The following is a 20,983-nucleotide window of genomic DNA, read 5'->3' as shown; positions in this document are numbered from 1 at the left end:
TCGGAAACTCTTCGAAAGTTTGCGATACATGCCGCCGGCCCAAGGCGTCCGCCCAGAGGAGCGAAGTTGAGCGAGCAGCGTGCGACCCTGGCCGTCATCGCCGCGGAGGCAGGGGTCTCCCAGGCCACCGTGTCCAAGGTGATCAACGGTCGCTCCGATGTCGCACCCGCCACACGCGAACGGATCGAGGGCCTGCTGCGGTCTCACAACTACCTGCACCCCGGCCGCCAGGGCAGGGCCCGCAGGTCGGGCCTGGTCGACCTGATCATCGGCGGTCTGGACAGCGCGTGGGCGGTCGAAATACTGCGCGGCGTCGAAGCCGAGTGCGCCCAGCGGAGCGTGGGCACCGTCGTGTCGCTCGTCCCGCCGGGCGAGGCCACGCCGTCGAGCTGGGCCGCACTGCCGGTCCTGCACCACAGCGACGGCGTCATCCTCGTCACCGCCTCGGTCACCCAGGCCCAGCGCGCCCAGGTCGAACAGGCCGGGGTGGCGCTGGTCGTCATCGACCCGATCGACCTCCCGGGCAATGGTGTGCCGAGCATCGGCGCGACCAACTGGGCGGGCGGCCTCGCCGCCACCGAGCACTTGCTGGAGCTGGGGCACCGGCGGATCGCCACGATCGGCGGGCGCAAGGAGATGCTCTGCAGCCAGGCCCGCATCGACGGGTACCGGGCCGCGCTGGAGCGGGCCGGGATCGAGGTCGACCGCGACCTGATCCGGTTCGGCGACTTCCAGCACGAGGGCGGGTTCCAGCGCGCCCGGGAACTGCTCGCCCTCCCCGAGCCGCCGACCGCCGTCTTCGCCGGTAGCGACCAGCAGGCCATGGGCGTCTACGAAGCCGCCCGGCAGGGCGGGCTGAGCATCCCGCAGGACCTCAGTGTGGTCGGGTTCGACGATCTGCCGATGTGCGAATGGCTGTCACCGCCGCTGACGACCGTGCGGCAACCGCTGGAGGAGATGGGCCGGCTCGCCGCCCACACGCTCTTCCGGCTCCTGGACGGCCAGCCCCTGGTCAGCCCCCGGATGGAGCTCTCGACCGAGCTCAAGGTCCGGCTCTCCACCGCCCCGCCCCGTCTCTAGCGCTGTCGAAGTCCCGCCCGGTCGGTGGGGCCCGGCACGCACGCTCGCCGCGTTGTCGTCGGTCGACGACGCTCCGCGTCGCTTCCCTCCTCCGCCCCGCGACCACACGCACCAGGCTCACCGGCCCCGCACTTCGGGCGGTCGGCGCCACTTTGACGACGCTCCTAGGAGAACTCCTTGACCGAGCCCTGGCGTGACCCTCTCCTGCCCGTATCCGTACGGGTCGCCGATCTGCTGAACCGGATGACGCTGGAAGAGAAGGCGGGTCAGCTCGCCGGCTTCTGGGCGCTGCCCTCGGATCCGGGGACACCGGTCGCGCCGATGGAGGACGATTCCGGCGAGTCCGCACCCGGCCTCGCCGACATCGTCGTCCACGGGCTCGGCCAGCTCACCCGGGTGTACGGCACCGCGCCGATCACCGCTGAGGCCGGGATGGAGCGGCTCGCCTCGCTCCAGCGGCAGGTGACCGGATCCGGCCGGTTCGGGATCCCGGCGCTCGCTCATGAGGAGTGCCTGACGGGGTTCATGACGTTGGGGGCGACGGTCTTCCCCGGGCCGCTGGCCTGGGGCGCCTCCTTCGATCCCGGGCTCGTGCGCCGGATGGCCGCCGCCATCGGCACGGGGATGCGGCAGGTCGGCGTCCACCAAGGGCTGGCGCCGGTGCTCGACGTGGTCCGCGACTACCGGTGGGGCAGGACCGAGGAGTGCATCGGCGAGGATCCCTATCTGGTCGGAGCGATCGGCACCGCCTACGTACAGGGCCTGGAAGGCGCCGGGATCGTGGCCACGCTCAAGCACTTCGCCGGGTACTCGGCCTCACGCGGCGGCCGGAACATGGCCCCCGTGGCCTCGGGTCCGCGCGAGTTCGCCGACGTACTGGTCGAGCCGTTCGCACGGGCACTGCGAGAGGGTGGCGCCCGGTCGGTGATGAACAGCTACACCGACGTGGACGGTGTCCCGGTGGCCGCCGACGAGCGGCTTCTGACCGAGCTGCTCAGGGGTGAACTCGGTTTCACCGGCGTGGTCGTCGCCGACTACTACGCCGTCTCCTTCCTGGAGACCCGGCACGGCGTCAGCGGATCGCGCGGCGCGGCCGGCGCCCTGGCGCTGACCGCGGGAATCGACGTCGAGCTGCCCACGGCCCGCTGCTACGGGGGACCGCTGACCGAACTCGTGCGGTCCGGGAACCTGTCCGAGGAGCTCATCGACCGGGCCGCGGAACGGGTCCTGCGGCAGAAGGCCGAACTCGGCCTGCTCGACCCCGGATGGGAACCCGTCAAGCCCGAACCGGTCGACCTCGACCCGCCGGAGAACCGGGCACTCGCCAGGCTGCTGGCCGAACGGTCCACCGTGCTGCTCGCCAACGACGGCATCCTGCCGCTGCGGCCCTGCCGCGTGGCGATCAGCGGGCCGTACGCCGACGACCCCCAGTCCTTCCTCGGCTGCTACTCCTTCCCCAACCACGTCGCGCTGCCCGGCGACCCCGGGCTGGACATCCCGACGCTCGGCGAGGCACTCACCGCTGCCGGGTTCACGGTCACCGCGGACGATCCGGACGTGAACGTACTGGTGCTCGGCGACCGGGCCGGCATGTTCGGCCGGGGCACCTCCGGCGAGGGCTGCGACGCCGAGACCCTCGACCTGCCCGGCGACCAGGCCGCACTCGCCTCCGCCGTGCTGGACTCCGCGGTGCCGACCGTCCTGGTCCTCGTCTCCGGACGGCCCTACGCGCTCGGTGACCTGGCCGATCGCGCTTCGGCTGTGCTGCAGGCCTTCTTCCCCGGAGAGGAGGGCGGTACGGCGCTGGCCCGGCTCATCAGCGGTGCCGCGGAACCGTCGGGGCGGCTGCCCGTCTCCATCCCCCGCCGGGCCGGCGGCCAGCCCGGCACCTACCTGCACGCCAGGCTCGGCGGCCGCACCGACTGGAGCTCGGTGGACCCGACCCCGCTGTTCCCCTTCGGACACGGGCTGAGCTGGACCAGCTTCACCTGCTCGGAGCTGTCGGTGGATCCCGTTGCCACGACGGACGGGACCGTCTCCGTGTCGGCCACCGTACGCAACGTCGGCGAGGTGGCCGGGACCGAGGTGGTCCAGCTGTACCTCTCGGACCCCGTGGCGTCCGTCGTCCGGCCGCAGCGGTGGCTCGCCGGATTCGCCAGGGTCGAGCTGCAGCCGGGCGCGGCCGCACGGATCACCTTCTCCGTCCATGCCGACCGGACCTCGTTCACCGGGCTCGACCTGCGCAGAAGAGTGGAACCCGGGGAGGTCGGCGTGGCCGTCGGACGGTCCAGCGGCGATCTTCCGCTTCAGGGCTCCTTCGCTCTGCAGGGTCCCGTACGCCACCCGGCGGCCGACCGGGTGCTGTCCGTGCCGGTCGAGATCGTCCCGGTTCCATGACCGGGTTCACCGGTGATCCCGTGCTGCCCGGGTTCCGGCCCGACCCGTCCGTCTGCCGAGTGGGAGCGGACTACTACCTGGTGACGTCCAGCTTCGAATGGTTCCCGGGCCTGCCCGTGTTCCACAGCCGCGATCTCTTGAGCTGGCGGCGCATCGGCTCCGCGCTCGACCGGGCGTCTCAACTCGACCTCGACGGGTGCGAGCCCGCACGGGGCCTGTTCGCACCGACGATCCGACACCATGACGGGGTCTTCCACCTCGTCTGCACGCTGATGGACGGTCCCGGCCATTTCGTCGTCACGGCGACCGACCCGGCGGGGCCGTGGTCGGAGCCGCACTGGCTGGACGGCGAGGGCTTCGACCCGTCGCTGTTCTTCGACGACGGGCCGGACGACAGCGGCGGCGACGGCGACGGCGACACCGGCGACGGCCGGGCCTGGTTCACCGCCGCCCGCGTGCGGGACGAGACCGCCGGCCACACCGAGATCTGGATGCGCGAGTACCTTCCCCTCGAACGCCGGCTCACGGGACCCGAGCACGTCCTGTGGTCGGGAAGCCACCCGGGCGCCCGCTGGTCGGAAGCCCCGCACCTCTACAAGAGGGACGGCTCCTATCTCCTGCTCACCGCCGAGGGCGGCACCGATGTGGACCACAGCGTGGTGGCCGCCCGTGCCGACCGTGTGACCGGACCCTACGAGGGCGCCCCCGGCAACCCGGTGCTACCGCCCGCCGAGGGCCCCGTCACCTGTACCGGGCACGCCGATCTCGTCCAAACCCCGTGCGGCGACTGGCGGGCCGTCCTGCTGGGCGTCCGCCCCGGCTCCGCCCTCGGCCGCGAGACCTTCCTCAGCCGGGTCACGTGGGACGACGGATGGCCGGTCTTCTCCCCCGTCGTCCACACCGGCATGCGCCGTCCCCTCCACGACGGCTTCGCCACCCTCTCCGCCGACTGGAACACCCTGCGCACGCCACGCGCACGGTTCTGGACCACAGGCGACGGGCTCCGTCTCCAGCTCCGCCCCGAACGCCTCGGCGAACGCACCACCCCGTCCCTCCTGGCCCGCCCTCAGGAGCAGCCCGACTGCGACGTCGCCACCGAGCTGCACTTCACCCCCGCCGCACCGGACGAGCACGCGGGCCTCGCCGTCATCCTCGACGACGACGCCCATCTCCTCCTCCTGCGCACCGCGGAAGGACTCAGCCTCCGCCGCGGGCCCGAGGTACTGGCCGAAGTCCCCTTACCCCCGGGCCCCGTTCGGCTGGGGGTCCGCATCCGCGGCTTCACTCACACCTTCGCCCACGCGGCACCCGACGGCGCCTGGCGGGACCTGGCCAGCGTCGAAGCCACTTTCCTCGCACCGCTGTTCACCAGCATCCAGCTCGGCCTCTACGCCACCTCCAACGGCCGCCCCTCCATCAGCCGAGCCCACTTCACGTGGTTCGACATCACTTATCCGAGCCGGCGGGAACCGCCGGGACGCCGACGCCGGTGATCCCCCGGCCGGCCCCGGTACCTCGCTCCCGACAGCGACGCGGCCCACCAAACCGTCACCGACCTCCTCCGGCAGGATGTCGACAGCGCCATATCCATTGCCAAGCTGGCCAGTTGGCCGGAAGCGGCCTGGTTCACCGACGGCACCCCGGAGCAGGTCGAATCCCGCGTGCGCGAGCTGGTACGCCGCGCCGCGCGAACCGGGACGGTTCCCGTCCTGGTGGCCTACAACATCCCGCTGCGCGACTGCTCCCAGTACTCCTCCGGTGGCGCCCAGTCGGACGCCGAGTACCAGGCCTGGATCAGCGCCTTCGCCCGGGGACTCGGCCGCAGCAAGGCCGTCGTCGTCCTCGAACCGGACGGGCTGGCCAACCTCCCCTCCGACTGCGGTCCCGGCAGCGACCCCACCGGAGCGATCACCACCGGACGTCTCGCCGACCTCAACCATGCGATCGACGCCCTGGAACGGCAGCCGAACAGCGTCGTCTACCTGGACGCAGGCAACAGCCACTGGTGCAGTGTCGGCGACATCGCGCAACGCCTCCTCCAAGCCGGCGTCACCCGCACACGTGGCACTGGACCGACCGCTGGTTCGGGGAGAACGTAGGCAACCCGCCCGCGCAGGAGCTCACCCATCTCGTCGTCGACACCAGCCGCAACGGACGGGGCTCATGGACCCCGCCCGCAGGCAAATACAGCGGCGATCCGCAAACCTGGTGCAACGCTCCCGGACGCGGCATCGGTGCCCGGCCGACCGCGAACACCCGCGTTCCGCTGGTGGACGCCTATCTGTGGATCAAGACCGTCGGCCAGTCCGACGGCCAGTGCAACCGCAGCGTCCCGGGCGGCACCATCGACCCGGAGTACGGCATCGTCGATCCCGCGGCCGGCGTGTGGTGGCCGGATCAGGCCAAGTCCCTCGTCCGGAACGCCGATCCCGTACTGGGGTTCAACACGCTCCTGCGCTGACCGGGGCCGTCCGCACACCGGGGTCGGCTTCAAGCTGCGCGGACGTGTACGCGAAATACTTTCGGTGGCGATGGGCTCGATTTAAACCCACTATTGGGCCACCCAGATGAGCACCCGCATTCTCGAAACCATTTCGAAACTCTTGACTTGTTTCGGCGGCGTTTCCAGACTGAGGTAGGAGGCGGTCCGCCCCTCTGCATCCGGGCGCCAGACCCCGGCCTTTGATATTCACATCCCGGTGGTGAGCGTCCTTTTCCCTTGGACGCAGGCGTCGTTCACGCGGATTCGCTCCGCCGCGCTCCATTCCTTCCGTGATTTCTGTCCTGGAGGCTCTTTCGTGGGCTCACACACAATTCCCCCGACCACCGTCCGCCGGAAGATCGGTGGCCTGTACGCGGCCCTGGCCGTCGCCGTGTTCGGTGCGGCCGCCGTGCTGGTGGCGCCGCCGGCCTCACAGGCCGCCGAGAGCACGCTCGGCCGCGCGGCGGCGCAGAGCAGCCGCTACTTCGGCACCGCCATCGCTTCGGGCAGGCTGGGCGACTCGGCGTACACGACGATCGCGGGCCGCGAGTTCAACACGGTGACGCCCGAGAACGAGATGAAGCCGGACGCCACCGAGCCCCAACAGGGCCAGTTCAATTTCGCAGCCGGTGACCGCGTCTACAACTGGGCGGTGCAGAACGGCAAGCAGGTACGCGGCCACACCCTGGCCTGGCATTCCCAGCAGCCCGGCTGGATGCAGAATCTCAGCGGCAGCACGCTGCGCCAGGCGATGACCAACCACATCAACGGCGTGATGGCCCACTACAAGGGCAAGCTGGTTCAGTGGGACGTCGTGAACGAGGCCTTCGCCGACGGCAGTTCGGGAGCCCGGCGCGATTCCAACCTGCAGCGCACCGGAAACGACTGGATCGAGGTCGCCTTCCGCACCGCGCGCGCCGCCGATCCGGCGGCCAAGCTCTGCTACAACGACTACAACGTCGAGAACTGGACCTGGGCCAAAACCCAGGCGGTGTACTCCATGGTCCGGGACTTCAAACAGCGCGGCGTGCCGATCGACTGCGTCGGCTTCCAGTCCCACTTCAACAACGACAGCCCCTACAACAGCAACTTCCGCACCACCCTGCAGAGCTTCGCCGCCCTCGGCGTCGATGTGGCCGTCACCGAACTCGACATCCAGGGCGCCCCGGCCACGACCTACGCCAACGTGACCAACGACTGCCTGGCCGTGCCGCGCTGCCTCGGCATCACCGTCTGGGGTGTGCGCGACACCGACTCCTGGCGATCGGAGCAATCGCCGCTGCTGTTCGACGGCAACGGCAACAAGAAGCCCGCCTACGCCTCCGTGCTGGGTGCGCTCAACACCGGCTCCTCGACGCCCACTCCGACCCCTTCGCCCGGTTCGGGGCAGATCAAGGGAGTCGGTTCGGGCCGCTGCCTGGACGTGCCCGGCGCAGCCACCACCGACGGCACCCAGATCCATCTGTGGGACTGCAACAACCGCACCAACCAGCAGTGGACTTACACGGCCGAGGGTGAGCTCAGGGTCTACGGCAACAAGTGCCTGGACGCCGCCGGCTCCGGCAACGGCGTCAAAGTCCAGATCTACAGCTGCTGGGGCGGCGACAACCAGAAATGGCACCTCAACTCCGACGGATCCATCGTCGGGGTCCAGTCCGGCCTGTGCCTCGACGCCACCGGCAACGGCACCGCCAACGACACCCTGATCCAGCTCTACTCCTGCTCGAACGGCAACAACCAGCGCTGGACCCGCACCTGACGGCCCTCCCCTGCCGATCGGCACAGGACCGGCCCGAACGCGCCCTGCCCGCCGTGCCTGGTGGCCGGCGGGCAGGGCGTGGGGGTCGCTCAGGAGCAGAGTGCACCGCCCAGCGTGTAGCGCGTCGGGATCGCGTTGGTGCCCGAGTACGTCGCCTGGAAGCCGAAGCTCGCGCTGCCGCCGGGCGCCAGCGTCCCGTTCCACCCGGCGTCCCGGACCGTGACCGTGTTGCCCGACTGGCTCGCCGAGGCGTTCCAGGCGTTGCTGATCCGCTGATCACCCGCGAAGCTCCAGCCGAGGGTCCACCCGGAGATCGCCGCGGTTCCGGTGTTCTTCAGCGTCACCGTCGCCGTGAAGCCGTTGCCCCAGGAGTTGTCGATCCGGTACGCCACCGCGCACGAGGCGGCCGACGCGTCGTCGTCCGCCTCCGTCGCCGTGAACGTCGCGGACTGCACGCCAGGCCCACCGACCGTGAAGGTCGCGCTGCCCGGCACGGCATCGGCATCCTGCGCGGCGATGACCGAAACCTGTTGCGCGGTGGCCCAGTTGGCCGGGGTGAACACCAAGGTCGCGGCGGCGGAAAGGTCCTCGTCGCCGGAGTTGCGGGCCACCGTCACCGTGACGTTCTGCGCGGGCGCGGCCGAGAGCCGCACGTCCACCGGGGCCGAACCACCCTCCGGGACCGTCAGGGCCGCCGGTGCCACCTGGACGGTGGGCACCGCCGGGGCGCTGCGCCGCTCGGCCGCGAAGGCCGCCAGCCAGGCCAGCGAGGCGTTCCAGTTGATGGCCACCTCGTTCGTGGAGTAGGAGCCGATGTCGTCCACGTAGCATGCCGCCGGAGCACAGCCCGCGAGCTTCTCCTTGGCGACCGGGTCCTCCAGGCCCGCGTTCGGGCCGCCCGCGAAGGACCCGGCCGGCGGGTGCGGGAGCGAGGCTTCGTTCTGGTGCGCCCAGAACCGGTGGTGCTGGTTCTCTGCATAGCGGTCGCCGTAGCCGGTGACGTAGGAGAGGTCGAGCGCGTTGCGGCCCAGCAGATAGTCCATGGACTCCAACACCCCAGCCCGGTAGCGCTGTTGACCGGTGAGTTCGTACGCCACGGCCAGCACCATCGCGTTGTTGGTGACGGAACTGTTGGAGCCCCACACATATCCGGTGGCGGGGAGCGGGACGGCGTAGCCCTGTCCGGCCATGGTGGAGAGGTGGCCATCGGCCGCCGCGGTCAGCAGGCCGCGCAGCCGGGCCCTGTCGTCGGCGGGCAGGTTCACTCCGGGGACGGTGGCGAGGGTGATGCGACCGAGTGTCGCGGTGCCGCCCCACCAGAAGGCGTCGACGGGCTTCGTGTGGTGCGGAGAGGAGGTGACGGCGTCCCGGTACTGCGACTCAGCGGTGGTGGCGAGGAGTTCCGCCGCCGCCCAGTAGAACTCGTCGGAGACGTCGGCGTCCTCGTACGCACCGCCGCCGGTGTTGTCGCTCGCCGGGGCGAGCACGTTCGGGTTGGCCTTGGCCGCCGTCCACGCGCGGCGGGCCGCGTCGAGGCAGCGCGCGGCGAACGCGGCGTCGTACGGCGCGTACACCCGGGCACACTGTGCGGCCGAAGCCGCCAGGTTCAGTGTCGCCGCGGTCGACGGCTTGTGCAGCTCACGCTGCTCGGAGTCGAGTTCGGGACGGGTCGGGAGGGCCGTCCACTTGGCGTCGTGCATCTTGTGGAAGGCCATCCCGGCCATCGGCTTCCCGGCCGGGACCTGCATCCGCAGCAGGAACTCCAGCTCCCAGCGGGCCTCGTCCAGCACGTCCGGCACTCCGTTGCCACGCTCCGGCACCCGCAGCGTCGCGTCTCCGAGGGCGGCGTCGCCGCCCGAGCGGCGCGCCCGCTCGAAGGAGTTGACCATCTCCCAGACGGAGATCCCGCCGTTGACCACGTACTTGCCCTGGTCACCGGCGTCGTACCAGCCTCCGCGCACGTCCAGTTGGTAGTCGCACACCCCGGCCTGGCAGGGGACGCTGCTGTCGCCCTTGTTCGGGGCGACGCCCAGGTGCCCGGCGGGGCGGGCGTAGGCACTGCCGCCCGCCAGGGCGGCATCGATCGCGATGCCGCTGCGCTGCTGGTAGAAGAACGACATGCTGTCGGCGCGCAGCCCGTCGTACAGCGACGCGGAGATGTCGAAGGGGTGGCTGGTCTGGCCGCCGACGCCCAGGGTGTAGCCGGTGCCGGTTCCCGTGTACGCGCCGAAGTCCACCAGGTGTGTGGACTGGCCGGACGCCTGGTCGGCGCCGCGCACCGTGGTGGTGCCCGAGGCGGCCACCGCGCCTGAGGCGTCGCGCAGTTGCCATGGGAGCGGGGCGGTCGCGGAGCTGGCCACGGTGGCCCGTTTGGGGCCGTCGGGCAGGTAGCCGAGCTGATTGACCCGGACGGGCGTGTCGGCAGCGGCGGCCACGGTGGCGGCAGCCGCACCGGGCGCGGTCAGGGCGGTCGTGGACAGAACGCCGACGGCCAGCGCAAGGCCGGCGAGCACGGCGGCGGCGCGGTGCGGCACGCTGCGGGAGGAGGTGACAGGAGGCACGTGTGGGAGCCTTCCTCGGTGGGTTGGGGGCAGGAGTGGGAGCGCTCCCAATCAAGCCAGCCCTCAAACGACCCCGTCAAGCCTCGTGTCTGCAAAGGGAGTTGGCCTGCCCGCCTGCCGGAGAGCAAGCCACTGCCACCACAGTTTCGACGGACGGCCGACCGCCCCGCGAAATCGGCGGTCGGCGGCGGCGCGCCATCCGGCCCGCGCCACTGCGGTGGGTGGCGAGCCGGCCGCGCTCCGGCTCCGGAGGCCTCAGCCGCCCGGGGCGTGGGGGACGTTGCCGTAATACGCGTGCGGTCCGTGCTTGCGGGTGAAGTGCCGCTCCAGCAGATGGCTCGGCGGCTCGGATGTGCCCCCGAGGCGGGAACCCAGCGCCAGCGTGTGCAGCGCCATCTCCGCCACGGCCTCGCAGACGATGGCGTTCTCCAGTGCGGCTTTCGCGGTGGCGCCCCAGGTGAAGGGGCCGTGCCGGGAGACGAGCGCCCCGGGGACCTCGTCGGCCCGGCGGGGATCGCCGTCGAGCCGGGCGACGATCACCTGTCCGGTGTTGTACTCGTAGTCCCGCGCGCACTGCTCGGCGGTGAGGTCGTCCGTCACGGGGACGGGCCCGTTGAAGGTGTCGGCGTGCGTGGTGCCGAGTACGGGGATCGGGCGGCGCGCCTGGGCGAAGGCGACGGCGTGCGTCGAGTGCGTGTGGGTGACGCCGCCGATGGAGGGGAAGGCCCGGTAGAGGCACCGGTGGGTTTCGGTGTCGGTGGACGGCCTGAGGCGCCCCTCGACGACCCGCCCGTCCTCCAGCGCCACCACCACCAGGTCCTCCTCGGTGAGGTCGGCGTAGGAGACCCCGGACGGCTTGATCACGAACACGCCGGCACCTCGGTCCACTCCGCTGACGTTTCCCCAGGTGAGGGTGGCCAGGCCGGCCTCCGGTATGCGCAGGTTGGCCGCGAGCACCTCGCGACGGAGGTCCCCCAGGCTGGTCTTGCTCACTACACTCTCACCGTCTCTCCGACATGGGCGGCGGGGTTCCCGGGCCGGAGTCCGGCAGGCCCCGCACGTGCGCATGAGTGGGCTGAACCGATCGGGGGCCGCGCCGGGCATCGTGGTTGCGCTACCCGCAGCCACCCTCGTCAGATTGTGAGCGCTAACAAGCACTAATCTCAAGAGATACACGAAGATTCCCGCCCGCACTCTGTGATTCACGCTGCATAATGTGAGCGCCAACATCAGTTTCAGGTCGATGATCTCCCGGTCGGCCCGAGACATGTGCGGGCCGCGGCTGGTTCGGTACCTTGAGAGAAGGCCGCTCGATGAGGAAAGGAAGAGAGTTGACCCAGCTCCCAGACGTCTCGCGAGCGCCGACGATGACGGACGTCGCGCGCGTCGCCGGCGTGTCCCACCAGACCGTTTCCCGGGTACTCAGTGACCACCCGAACGTCAGCGCCAAGACCCGGGCCGCGGTGACGCAGGTCATCGAACAGCTGGGGTACCGCCGCAACTCGGCAGCCCGGGCTCTGGCCACGCGCCGGACCCACACGCTGGGCGTCATCGCGGTGAACACCACCCTGCACGGGCCCGCCAGCACCGTGGCGGGAGTTCAGGAGGCGGCTCGGGACCGCGGCTATCTGACGTCCGCCGTCACGCTTCGGACGGCCACGCAGACGGCCCTGGCCGAAGCCATGCAACACCTCGCCGGATGGGGCGTGGAGGGCATCGTCGCCGTCACCCCCCAGCGCGCCGCGGTGAGGGCTCTGGCGGCCCTGGAAGCACCGTGCCCGGTGGTCACCGTCGAAGGCGGCCACACGCTGGACCTGCCGGGCGTGTCCCTGGACCAGAACCTCGGCGCCCGCATGATCACGGAACACCTCCTCGCCTGCGGCCACTCCACGGTGTGGCATGTCGCGGGCCCCGCGGACTGGCTGGAGAGCGAGGCCCGCACCCAGGGGTGGGAGGAAGCGCTGCGCGACGCCGGCGCCGAGGTGCCGCCCCTGCTGCGCGGCGACTGGAGTCCGCTGTCGGGATACCAGGCCGGCCAGCAGCTCGCAGGTCGGGTACGGGCGTCACGGGGGCAGGGAGCGGGCCTCACCGCGGTGTTCGTCGCCAACGACCAGATGGCCCTCGGTGTCCTGCGGGCCTTGCGGGAAGCGGGCCTGCGCACGCCGGAGGACGTGGCGGTCGCCGGCTTCGACGACATCCCCGAGGCGGAGTTCTTCCCGCCCCCGCTGACCACCATCCGGCAGGACTTCGCCTCGCTCGGCCGGGACAGCATCGGCCTGCTCCTGGACCACATCGAAGGCCGGACCGACGAATCGACGCACCTGGTGGTCGCCCCCGAGCTCATCGTGCGCGCCAGTACGGCCCGCAGGATCGCTCCCGGAGCCGAGTGACCCCGCCGCCCGGGGATGCCGCCCCCTTCAGGCGGTGACGGTGCTGAAACTGTGGATCGTGGTCGACCGGTACGGCTCGCCCGGGAGCAGGAGGACCGTCGGGTCGTCGGGGCGGTTCGGCGTGTTCGGGAAGTGCTGGGTTTCCAGCGCGATGCCCGCGTAGGCGTGGTAGGGCCTGCCTCCCTTGCCCAGGATGTCACCGGTCAGGCCTTGGGCGGTGTAGACCTGGATCCCCGGTTCCGTGGTGAGCACGTCCATGCGGCGGCCCGATACGGGGGCGTACAGCACCGCGGCCTTGCGAGGACGGGCGCTCCGGGCGCGGCCCAGGACCCAATTGTGGTCGAACCCGCCACCGGCGAGAGCCAGTTGCGCATCCGAACGGGTCAGGGCCTCGGAGAGCCGCCGTTGCCGGCGAAGGTCGAACGCGGTGCCGCTGAACGGGCGGTGCGGGCCGTCGGGGATCAGCTCGGCGTCGACGGGAGTGTAGAAGGGGGCCTCGACCTGGAGGTGGTGGCCCAGGACGTTGCCGCGTCCCTCCCCTTCGAGGTTCCAGTAGGTGTGGTTGGTGAGGTTGACGATCGTCGGCGCGTCGGCGACCGCCCGGTACGACAGGGTCAGGTTGTCGTCGCGGTCCAGCGTGTAGGTGACGCGGACGTCGAGGGCACCGGGGAATCCCTGGTCGCCGTCGGGGCTGTGCAGGAACAGCCGCACGCCGGTGCGGTGCGCGCAGTGGAAGGGTTCGCAGCGCCACACGCGCTGGTCGAACCCGTCGGGACCGCCGTGCAGCGTGTGCCCGGTCTCCTGGGTCGCGAGCTGGTGGGTGACGCCGTCCACGACGAGCCGGCCGCGGGCGATGCGGTTGGCGTAACGGCCCACCGTCGCACCGAAGTAGCGTGCGGAGCCCGTGTGGCCGGCGGGGTCGCGCGAGGCGAGCACCAGGTCGGCGGGGTGGCCCCAGCGGTCCGGCAGGACCAGCGAATGGAGGCGGGCGCCGCGCGCGCCGACCTCCGCGCGGGCCCGGCCGGGGAACCCGAACCGCCACCTCTCCCCCGTTCCCTCGTCGTCCAGGCGCAGGGGGCGGTCCGCCCCCGGACGGACGGCGGCCGGCCCGCGCCCGGCGGGCCGGTCGACGGATTCACATGCGTGTTCCATGACGGTATTCCCTGGAGATCGGCGCCGGCACGGTGGCGCGGGGCGGGCGGGCTCCCGCACCAGCCGCGGCCGGGGAGGCGGTCAGTCGGAGGTGGGGCGGCGGCCGCCCATCAGACGTTGCAGCACGATGAAGACGAGCAGCAGGGCGCCGATGACGATCCGGGTCCACCAGGAGCTGAGCGTGCCCTGGAAGTTGACGACCGTCTGGATCATGCCGAGGACGAGCACGCCGAGGGCGGTGCCCAGGACGAAGCCCGAGCCTCCGGTCAGCAGCGTGCCGCCGATCACGGTGGCGGCGATCGCGTCGAGTTCCATGCCCATGGCGTGCAGGGCGTAGCCGGAGAGCATGTAGAAGGTCAGCAGCAGGCCGCCCAGTGCGGAACACAGGCCGCTGACGGCGTACACCGCGATCTTGGTGGTGCCCGCCGGAAGACCCATCAGGCGGGCCGAGGACTCGTTGCCGCCCAGCGCGTACACATTGCGGCCGAAGCGCGTGTGGTGCAGTACGACGAAGGCGGTCACCAGCACGGCCAGGGCGATGACCACCGGGATCGAGACGAACAGTCCCCCCGGGCCGTACAGCCGGGTCTGCGCGATCGCCGCCGTGGTGGGGTCGCTGATCGTGATGGACTCGGTGCTGATCGTGTAGCAGAGCCCGCGGGCGAGGAACATGCCGGCCAGGGTGACGATGAACGGCTGGATCTCGAAGGTGTGGATGATCCAGCCCATGAGCGTCCCGCTCGCGGCGCCGACCAGCAGCACCAGCAGGACGACGGTGGCCAGGGGCCAGCCGTGCGACTCGACCAGCCAGGCGGTGAGCATGGTCGACAGGGCCACCATGGAACCGACGGACAGATCGATGCCGCCGGTGAGGATGACGAAGGTCGCACCGACCGCGACGACCAGGAGGAAACCGTTGTCGATCAGCAGGTTGAGCACGACCTGCGCGGAGAGGAAGCCCTCGTAGCGCACCGATCCGACGCCGAACATGACGGCCAGCAGGACGGCCGTGACGATCAGGGGGATACGGGTGCGGGCGCGCGGGGACACGGACGCGAGGGGGCGGGCGAGGTGCGCGGTGGCGCTCGCGATGCCGGTACTCATGCGCGTACCTCCTGCTGCTGCGGGGCGGCGCCCGCCGTGGTGTGGGACCGGGGAGTGGTCGCCCTGCGGCGCACGACCTTCGCCCGGAAGGCCGGGGACTGGACGAGGCAGACGACGATGACGACGAAGGCCTTGAAGACGAGGGTGGTCTCCGGTGGGACGCCGAGGGTGTAGACGGTGGTGGACAGGGTCTGGATGATCAGGGCTCCCAGGACGGTGCCGCCGAGGGAGAAGCGTCCACCGGTCAGGGCGGTGCCGCCCACGACGACGGCGAGGATCGCGTCGAGTTCGATCCACAGGCCGGCGTTGTTGCCGTCGGCGCTGGAGACGTTGGAGCTGATCATCAGCCCGGCGACGGCGGCGCACAGCGCGCTGAAGACGTAGACGAGGGCGAGCAGACCGCCGGCCCGGATGCCGACCAGGCGGCTGGCGACGGGGTTGCCTCCTACAGACTCGATCAGCATGCCCAGGGCGCTGCGACGGGTGACGAAACCGGTGAGCGCGACGAGGACGGCGGCGAGGAGGACGGCGAACGGGAAGGTCAGCCAGTAACCGCCGCCGATCATCTTGTACGGGGCGCTGGTCACCGTGATGATCTGGCCGTCGGTGATCAGCTGGGCGACGCCGCGGCCCGCGACCATGAGGATCAGGGTGGCCACGATGGGCTGCACCCCCAGCCCCGACACCAGCAACCCGTTGGCGAGGCCCAGCACGAGGGCGACGCCCAGCGCGAGGGCCACGGCCGTGAGCATGGTGGCGACGCTGCCGGGACGGGCGGCGGTCGAGATGTGCCCACAGGCGAGGGCGGCGGCGATGGCGACGGTGGAACCCACCGAGAGGTCGATGCCGCGGGTGGCGATGACGAGGGTCATGCCGAGGGCCACCAGGACGAGGGGCGCACCGAACTGGAGGATGTCGATGAGGCTGCCGTAGAGGTGGCCGTCGCGTACGCGGACGGAGAAGAAGTCGTGGTGGAAGGCGAGGTTGCCGAGGAGCAGCGCGAGCAGGATGAGCGCGGGCCACAGCAGGCGGTGGCCGGCCAGGCGTTTCCCGATCGCACCGGCCGCCCTGGGCTCGGCCGGCTGGGTGGTCATGAGTCCGCTCCGGTGGCGATGGTCGTGAGGATGCGTTCGGGCGTGACGGTGTCGTCGTTCGTGAGGGTGGCCACCATCCGGTGGTCGCGGAGCACGGCGATGCGGTGGCTCAGGCGCAGGACCTCTTCGAGTTCCGCCGAGATGAACAGCACGGCGGTCCCTTCCCCTGCCAGGCGGGCCACGAGTTTCTGGATCTCCGCCTTGGCTCCGATGTCGATGCCGCGGGTGGGTTCGTCGAGGATCAGGAGCCGGGGTGCGGTCAGCAGCCAGCGCGCCAGGAGGACCTTCTGCTGGTTGCCTCCGCTGAGGTGGCGTACCTGCGTTTCGGGGTCGGCGGGGCGGATGTCCAGGGCTTGGATCCAGTGCCGTGCCAGTTCGTCCTGTCTGGCCCGGGCCAGCGGCCTGGTCCAGCCGCGGGCGGCCTGGAGCGCGAGGATGATGTTCTCGCGGACCGTGAGCTCGCCCACCAGCCCCTCGGACTTGCGGTTCTCGGAGCAGAACGCGATGCCCCGGGCGATGGCGTGGCGCGGTGTGCGCAGGAGTTCCCTCCTGCCCTCGATGGTCACTTCTCCGGCGTCCGCGCTGTCCGCGCCGAACAGGAGGCGCGCCGCTTCGGTCCGGCCCGAGCCCAGCAGGCCGGCCAGCCCGATGACTTCGCCGGCATGGATGTCGAGGTCGTAGGGTTCGATCGAGCCCGTGCGGGTCAGCTGTCGTGCCCGCAGGAACGGCTCGCCGGCCTCCCGTTCGGCGGCTTCCTCGTGGGCGCGGCCGGACAGCTGGTCGAGGGTGGCCAGCTCGCCGCCGATCATGCGCTGCACCAGTGTCACCGGAGTGAGTTCGCCGATGAGGTACTCACCTTCCAGGCGGCCGTTGCGCAGGATGGTGACGCGGTCGCAGAGGTCGAACACCTGGTCGAGGAAGTGCGTGACGAACAGGATGGCCACACCGCGGTCCCGCAGGCGCCGTACCAGGGCGAAGAGCTGGGCCACCTCCTCGCGGTCCAGGCTGGAGGTGGGTTCGTCCAGCACCAGCACCTTCGCGGAGACGTCCACCGCCCGGACGATGGCGACCAGTTGCTGCACGGCCAGGGAGTGTGAATCGAGCAGACTGGTGACGTCCAGGTCGAGGTCCAGTTCCGTCAGCAGCTCTGCCGCCCGCTGCCGCACCGCGGACCAGTGGATGAGACCGAACCGGCGCGGTTCGCGCCCGATGAGGATGTTCTCGGCGACCGAGATGTTCGGGCAGAGGTTGACCTCCTGGTAGACGGTGCTGATGCCGGCCCGCTGCGCCTGTAGGGGGTCCACGAACGCGTGGGGCCGGCCGTCGACGAGGACGGTGCCGCCGTCGGCGGGGTGGACACCGGTGAGCACTTTGATCAAGGTGGACTTCCCGGCGCCGTTCTCGCCCATCAGGGCGTGCACCTCACCGGGGAAGAGCCGCAGGGCGACCCCGTCGAGGGCGAGTACGCCCGGGAACTGCTTGCGGATGCCCTGGGCTTCCAGGACCGGCTGCGGATCGCCAGGATCGCCGGGATCGCCAGGATCGCCGGGGTCCGCGGGCCGCGGGGTGGACGGGGATGCCATCCGCCCTCCTCTCATGGGTGGGGTGGTGGTGGAGCAGGCTCCGGTGCCAGGCGTGGCGGGCCTCCACGATCCGGAGGAGGTCCGGGCCGGACTTCCTGTGCACCGGACGGCCGCGTCAGTAGGTGCGGGAAGGCAGTGCGGCCGCGGCCTTGTCCTGCGGGAAGACGCCTTCCTGCGTCTCGACCCGGGGCGGCACGCTCTCCCCCGCGACGACCTTCTTGGCCAGCTCCATCAGCTGGTCGCCGAGCATCGGGTTGCACTCCACCACGACGTTGATCTTGCCCTCGGTCATCGCGACGAAGGCGTCCTTGATCCCGTCCACCGAGATCACCTTGATGTCCGTACCGGGCTTCTTGCCGGATTCCTCGATGGCCTGGATGGCGCCGAGGGCCATGTCGTCGTTGTGGGCGTAGAGCACGTCGATGTCCTTCTGCGACTTCAGGAACGCCTGCATGACCTCCTTGCCCTTGGCGCGGGTGAAGTCGCCCGTCTGCGAGGCAACGATCTTGAACTTGCCGTCGGCACGGATGGCGTCGGCGAAGCCGGCCTTCCGGTCGTTGGCGGGTGCGGAACCGGTGGTGCCCTGGAGCTCGACGATGTTGACGGGGCCCTGCTGGTTCGCGTACGCGCTGGTCAGCCACTCGCCCGCGGACTTGCCCTCCTTGACGAAGTCCGAGCCCAGGAAGGTCTTGTAGAGGGAGGTGTCCTTGGTGTCCACGGCGCGGTCGGTGAGGATGACCGGGATGCCCGCGTCCTTGGCCTCCTTCAGCACCGTGTCCCAGCCGGACTCCACGACGGGCGAGAAGGCGATCACGTCGACCTTCTGCTGGATGAAGGTGCGGATGGCCTTGATCTGGTTCTCCTGCTTCTGCTGCGCGTCGGAGAACTTGAGGTCGATCCCGGCCTTCTTCGCCGCCTCCTGGACGGACTTGGTGTTGGCGGTACGCCAACCGCTCTCGGCGCCGACCTGGGCGAAGCCCATGGTGATCGCGCCGCCGGAGTGCGCCTTGGCGCCGGAGGCCGGGCCGGAGGAGGCGGGGCCCTGGGTCGAGCAGGCGGTCAACGCCGAGGAGGCGAGAAGGGTGGCGGCGAGGACGAGGGCTGCTCTGCGAGACATGGCGGTTGTCCTTTCGGGGGTGTGCCGAGGAGCTCCGCACGGCCGGGGCCGGGCTTGCGCGGGGGGGGGAGAGACGGGGACGTGGCGGGGCCGGGGTCCGGGTCGGATGCCGAGCTCAGAGCCGGACCCGACAGGAGAGGGACGCCCCCGGGAAGGGACGCCGTCGCATTGTGAGCGCTAACAAGCTTGGTTCTCAACCCCCTTGTGCGCGTTACCTCTCCGTTACCGCGCCGCGCGACACCGCAGTCGGCTACCTGGGGCGCCGGATCGCTGCCGAACCGGACCGAGAGGCCGTATACGGAAGCCGCCGCGCCGGGCGAGCTCGACACATGATCCACGCGTGCCTCTTGCCTCACGACATTGTTAGCGCTCACACTGCAAGGCATCGGACCTCTGCCGACCACCGGGGCTCCGGGCCGCCCGGACCACCGGCCGTTGTCGGCGCCGCCGGGGCGGCCTCCCCGGCCTCGGCGGCCTCGGCGGCCTCCGGGCCGCGCCGCCCGTCTCCCCCTGCTCCCTCGAAAGGCACTCCGTTGACGTCACCCCATCCCCTCGCGCCCACCCCGCCTTCCGAGGAACCGGAGCAGTACACGGTCGGCGTCGACTTCGGCACCCTGTCGGGCCGAGCCGTGGTGGTGCGGGTCCGCGACGGTCAGGAGCTGGCCGCGGCCGTCCACCCCTACCGGCACGGCGTCATCGACCGGCACCTGCCGCACGGCGGGGCGCAACTGCCCCCGGACTGGGCACTGCAACACCCCGAGGACTGGCGGGACGTACTGCGTCACGCCGTCCCGGAGGCCGTCGCGGCGGCCCGGATCGACCCCGCCTCGGTGATCGGCATCGCCACCGACTTCACGGCCTGCACCGTCCTGCCCACGCTGGCCGACGGGACTCCCCTCGCCGAGACCGAGCTCGCCGGACGGCCGCACGCATGGCCGAAGCTGTGGAAGCACCACGCGGCCCAGTCCCATGCCGACCGCATCAACGCACTCGCGCACGCCCGCGGGGAGAAGTGGATCGCCCGCTACGGCGGCCGGATCTCCTCCGAGTGGCAGTTCGCGAAGGCCCTCCAGGTCCTGGAGGAGGACCCGCTCGTCTACGAAGCCTGCGCGCGGTGGATCGAGGCCGCCGACTGGATCGTGTGGCAGCTCACCGGCTCCGAGTCCCGCAACGCCTGCACGGCCGGCTACAAGGGGATCCACCAGGACGGCGCCTACCCGAGCGAGGAATACCTGGCCGCGCTGAACCCGCGGTTCGCCGACTTCGCACGCACCCGCCTCGCATTCCCCCTCTCCGCGCTGGGCTCACGCGTGGGCTCGCTCACCGCGGAGGCAGCACGCTGGACGGGGCTGCCCCCCGGCATCGCGGTGGCCGCGGGCAACGTCGACGCCCATGTCACCGCAGCGGCGGCCCAGGCCGTCGAGGACGGTCAACTGCTCGCCATCATGGGAACCTCCACCTGCCACGTCGTGAACGCCCCCGTTCTCGCCGATGTCCCGGGCATCTGCGGTGTCGTGAGCGGCGGGATCGTCGAGGGAGCCTACGGGTACGAGGCCGGCCAGAGCGCGGTCGGAGACATCTTCGCCTGGGTACTGGACCAGGGCGTCCCGTCCGACTACCTCACCGAGGCGGCCGACCACGGCGAGGACCTGCACACGCTGCTCACCCGCAAGGCCGCCCTGCAGCCGGTCGGCGGTCACGGGCTGGTCGCCCTCGACTGGCTGAACGGCAACCGTTCGGTCCTCGTCGACCACCACCTCTCCGGCGTCGTCGTGGGTCTCACCCTGGCGACCCGCCCCGAGGACCTCTACCGCGCGCTGCTCGAAGCCACCGCCTTCGGCACCCGCGTCATCGTGGAGGCCCTGGAAGCAGGCGGCGTACCGGTGCACGAGTTCATCGTCGCCGGCGGACTGGCCAAGAACGAACTGCTCATGCAGATCTACTCCGACGTGCTGCGCCGCCCCGTCTCCCTGGCGGCGTCCGACCAGGGCCCCGCCCTCGGGTCGGCCATCCACGCCGCCGTAGCCGCGGGCGCGCACACCGATGTGCGCACGGCCACCGCGGCCATGGGCCGCCGGCTGCCCGCCGTGTACGAGCCCGACATGTCCCGGGCCGACGCCTACGACGCCCTCTTCGCCGAGTACCGGCTCCTGCACGACCACTTCGGTACCGGCGGTCTGCTGCACCGCCTGAGGCGCATCCGCGACGCGGCCCGCACCACGGGCTGACCCCGCCCCGCACCCCCTTCCCGCATCCCCACCCGC

At 71.0% G+C, this 20,983-nt stretch carries 15 protein-coding genes and 1 pseudogene; 9 read left to right on the top strand and 7 right to left on the bottom strand.

Going from position 1 to position 20,983, the window contains the following annotated elements; translation table 11 throughout:
• Positions 1–66 precede the first annotated feature (66 nt).
• The 7 genes and pseudogenes from ACFYYT_RS03205 to ACFYYT_RS03175 all read left to right on the top strand — a co-directional run bounded on the left by ACFYYT_RS03205 (position 67) and on the right by ACFYYT_RS03175 (position 7,718).
• Positions 67–1,080, top strand: a complete 1,014-nt coding sequence (locus tag ACFYYT_RS03205) for a LacI family DNA-binding transcriptional regulator (RefSeq protein WP_351817237.1) — start codon at positions 67–69, stop codon at positions 1,078–1,080.
• 177 nt (positions 1,081–1,257) lie between these two features.
• Positions 1,258–3,477: a glycoside hydrolase family 3 N-terminal domain-containing protein gene (locus tag ACFYYT_RS03200; RefSeq protein WP_351817234.1), complete on the top strand. Its 2,220-nt coding sequence runs from the start codon at positions 1,258–1,260 to the stop codon at positions 3,475–3,477.
• Positions 3,474–4,970, top strand: a complete 1,497-nt coding sequence (locus ACFYYT_RS03195; RefSeq protein WP_351817231.1) for a family 43 glycosylhydrolase — start codon at positions 3,474–3,476, stop codon at positions 4,968–4,970. Before ACFYYT_RS03200 ends, ACFYYT_RS03195 begins: the two co-directional genes overlap by 4 nt.
• Positions 4,971–5,060: 90 nt before the next feature.
• Positions 5,061–5,576, top strand: a complete 516-nt coding sequence (locus ACFYYT_RS03190; protein ID WP_351817293.1) for a glycoside hydrolase family 6 protein — start codon at positions 5,061–5,063, stop codon at positions 5,574–5,576.
• Positions 5,483–5,746, top strand: a pseudogene (locus ACFYYT_RS03185) (glycoside hydrolase family 6 protein); the annotation flags it as partial. The gene ACFYYT_RS03190 and the pseudogene ACFYYT_RS03185, both read left to right, overlap by 94 nt.
• A complete protein-coding gene (locus tag ACFYYT_RS03180; RefSeq protein ID WP_351817302.1) occupies positions 5,747–5,938 on the top strand; it encodes a hypothetical protein in 192 nt (63 codons plus the stop codon). It abuts the pseudogene before it with no gap.
• 337 nt (positions 5,939–6,275) lie between these two features.
• On the top strand, positions 6,276–7,718 hold the full coding sequence (locus tag ACFYYT_RS03175) for an endo-1,4-beta-xylanase (RefSeq protein ID WP_351817228.1): 1,443 nt from the start codon (positions 6,276–6,278) through the stop codon (positions 7,716–7,718).
• Between the two features lie 89 nt (positions 7,719–7,807).
• Here ACFYYT_RS03175 and ACFYYT_RS03170 read toward each other — a convergent pair whose 3' ends face one another.
• On the bottom strand, positions 7,808–10,279 hold the full coding sequence (locus ACFYYT_RS03170; RefSeq protein WP_351817225.1) for a glycoside hydrolase family 9 protein: 2,472 nt from the start codon (positions 10,277–10,279) through the stop codon (positions 7,808–7,810).
• A 255-nt stretch (positions 10,280–10,534) separates the two neighbouring features.
• A complete protein-coding gene (gene araD, locus ACFYYT_RS03165) occupies positions 10,535–11,272 on the bottom strand; it encodes an L-ribulose-5-phosphate 4-epimerase AraD (protein ID WP_351817223.1) in 738 nt (245 codons plus the stop codon).
• Between the two features lie 320 nt (positions 11,273–11,592).
• Between araD and ACFYYT_RS03160 the strand changes: the two genes are divergently transcribed.
• Entirely contained in the window at positions 11,593–12,669 is a 1,077-nt protein-coding gene (locus tag ACFYYT_RS03160; protein WP_388606828.1) for a LacI family DNA-binding transcriptional regulator, read from the top strand.
• Between the two features lie 27 nt (positions 12,670–12,696).
• Here ACFYYT_RS03160 and ACFYYT_RS03155 read toward each other — a convergent pair whose 3' ends face one another.
• The 5 genes from ACFYYT_RS03155 to ACFYYT_RS03135 all read right to left on the bottom strand — a co-directional run bounded on the left by ACFYYT_RS03155 (position 12,697) and on the right by ACFYYT_RS03135 (position 18,719).
• A complete protein-coding gene (locus ACFYYT_RS03155) occupies positions 12,697–13,821 on the bottom strand; it encodes an aldose epimerase family protein (RefSeq protein ID WP_351817217.1) in 1,125 nt (374 codons plus the stop codon).
• A gap of 81 nt (positions 13,822–13,902) precedes the next feature.
• Complete coding sequence (yjfF, locus tag ACFYYT_RS03150; protein WP_351817214.1) at positions 13,903–14,925, bottom strand: galactofuranose ABC transporter, permease protein YjfF; 1,023 nt, start codon at positions 14,923–14,925, stop codon at positions 13,903–13,905.
• Positions 14,922–16,019 carry an ABC transporter permease gene (locus tag ACFYYT_RS03145; RefSeq protein ID WP_351817211.1) on the bottom strand — a complete coding sequence of 366 codons (1,098 nt, stop codon included), beginning with the start codon at positions 16,017–16,019 and terminating at the stop codon, positions 14,922–14,924. Before ACFYYT_RS03145 ends, yjfF begins: the two co-directional genes overlap by 4 nt.
• Complete coding sequence (locus ACFYYT_RS03140) at positions 16,016–17,602, bottom strand: sugar ABC transporter ATP-binding protein (RefSeq protein ID WP_351817208.1); 1,587 nt, start codon at positions 17,600–17,602, stop codon at positions 16,016–16,018. Before ACFYYT_RS03140 ends, ACFYYT_RS03145 begins: the two co-directional genes overlap by 4 nt.
• 115 nt (positions 17,603–17,717) lie before the next feature.
• A complete protein-coding gene (locus ACFYYT_RS03135) occupies positions 17,718–18,719 on the bottom strand; it encodes an ABC transporter substrate-binding protein (protein ID WP_351817205.1) in 1,002 nt (333 codons plus the stop codon).
• A 533-nt stretch (positions 18,720–19,252) separates the two neighbouring features.
• Between ACFYYT_RS03135 and araB the strand changes: the two genes are divergently transcribed.
• On the top strand, positions 19,253–20,947 hold the full coding sequence (gene araB / locus ACFYYT_RS03130) for a ribulokinase (protein ID WP_351817202.1): 1,695 nt from the start codon (positions 19,253–19,255) through the stop codon (positions 20,945–20,947).
• Positions 20,948–20,983 lie beyond the last annotated feature (36 nt).

The organism is Streptomyces sp. NPDC002032 (genome assembly GCF_042890765.1).
GTDB lineage: Bacteria > Actinomycetota > Actinomycetes > Streptomycetales > Streptomycetaceae > Streptomyces.
Note: the sequence above shows the minus strand (reverse complement) of the source record. Positions and strands in the feature narration are given on the sequence as shown.

Coding starts and splice junctions, on each gene's coding strand:
- ACFYYT_RS03195 (WP_351817231.1), top strand. CDS start 3,474: ATGACCGGGTTCACCGGTGATCCCGTGCTGCCCGGGTTCCGGCCCGAC.
- ACFYYT_RS03160 (WP_388606828.1), top strand. CDS start 11,593: ATGAGGAAAGGAAGAGAGTTGACCCAGCTCCCAGACGTCTCGCGAGCG.
- ACFYYT_RS03155 (WP_351817217.1), bottom strand. CDS start 13,821: ATGGAACACGCATGTGAATCCGTCGACCGGCCCGCCGGGCGCGGGCCG.
- yjfF (WP_351817214.1), bottom strand. CDS start 14,925: ATGAGTACCGGCATCGCGAGCGCCACCGCGCACCTCGCCCGCCCCCTC.
- ACFYYT_RS03145 (WP_351817211.1), bottom strand. CDS start 16,019: ATGACCACCCAGCCGGCCGAGCCCAGGGCGGCCGGTGCGATCGGGAAA.
- ACFYYT_RS03140 (WP_351817208.1), bottom strand. CDS start 17,602: ATGGCATCCCCGTCCACCCCGCGGCCCGCGGACCCCGGCGATCCTGGC.
- ACFYYT_RS03135 (WP_351817205.1), bottom strand. CDS start 18,719: ATGTCTCGCAGAGCAGCCCTCGTCCTCGCCGCCACCCTTCTCGCCTCC.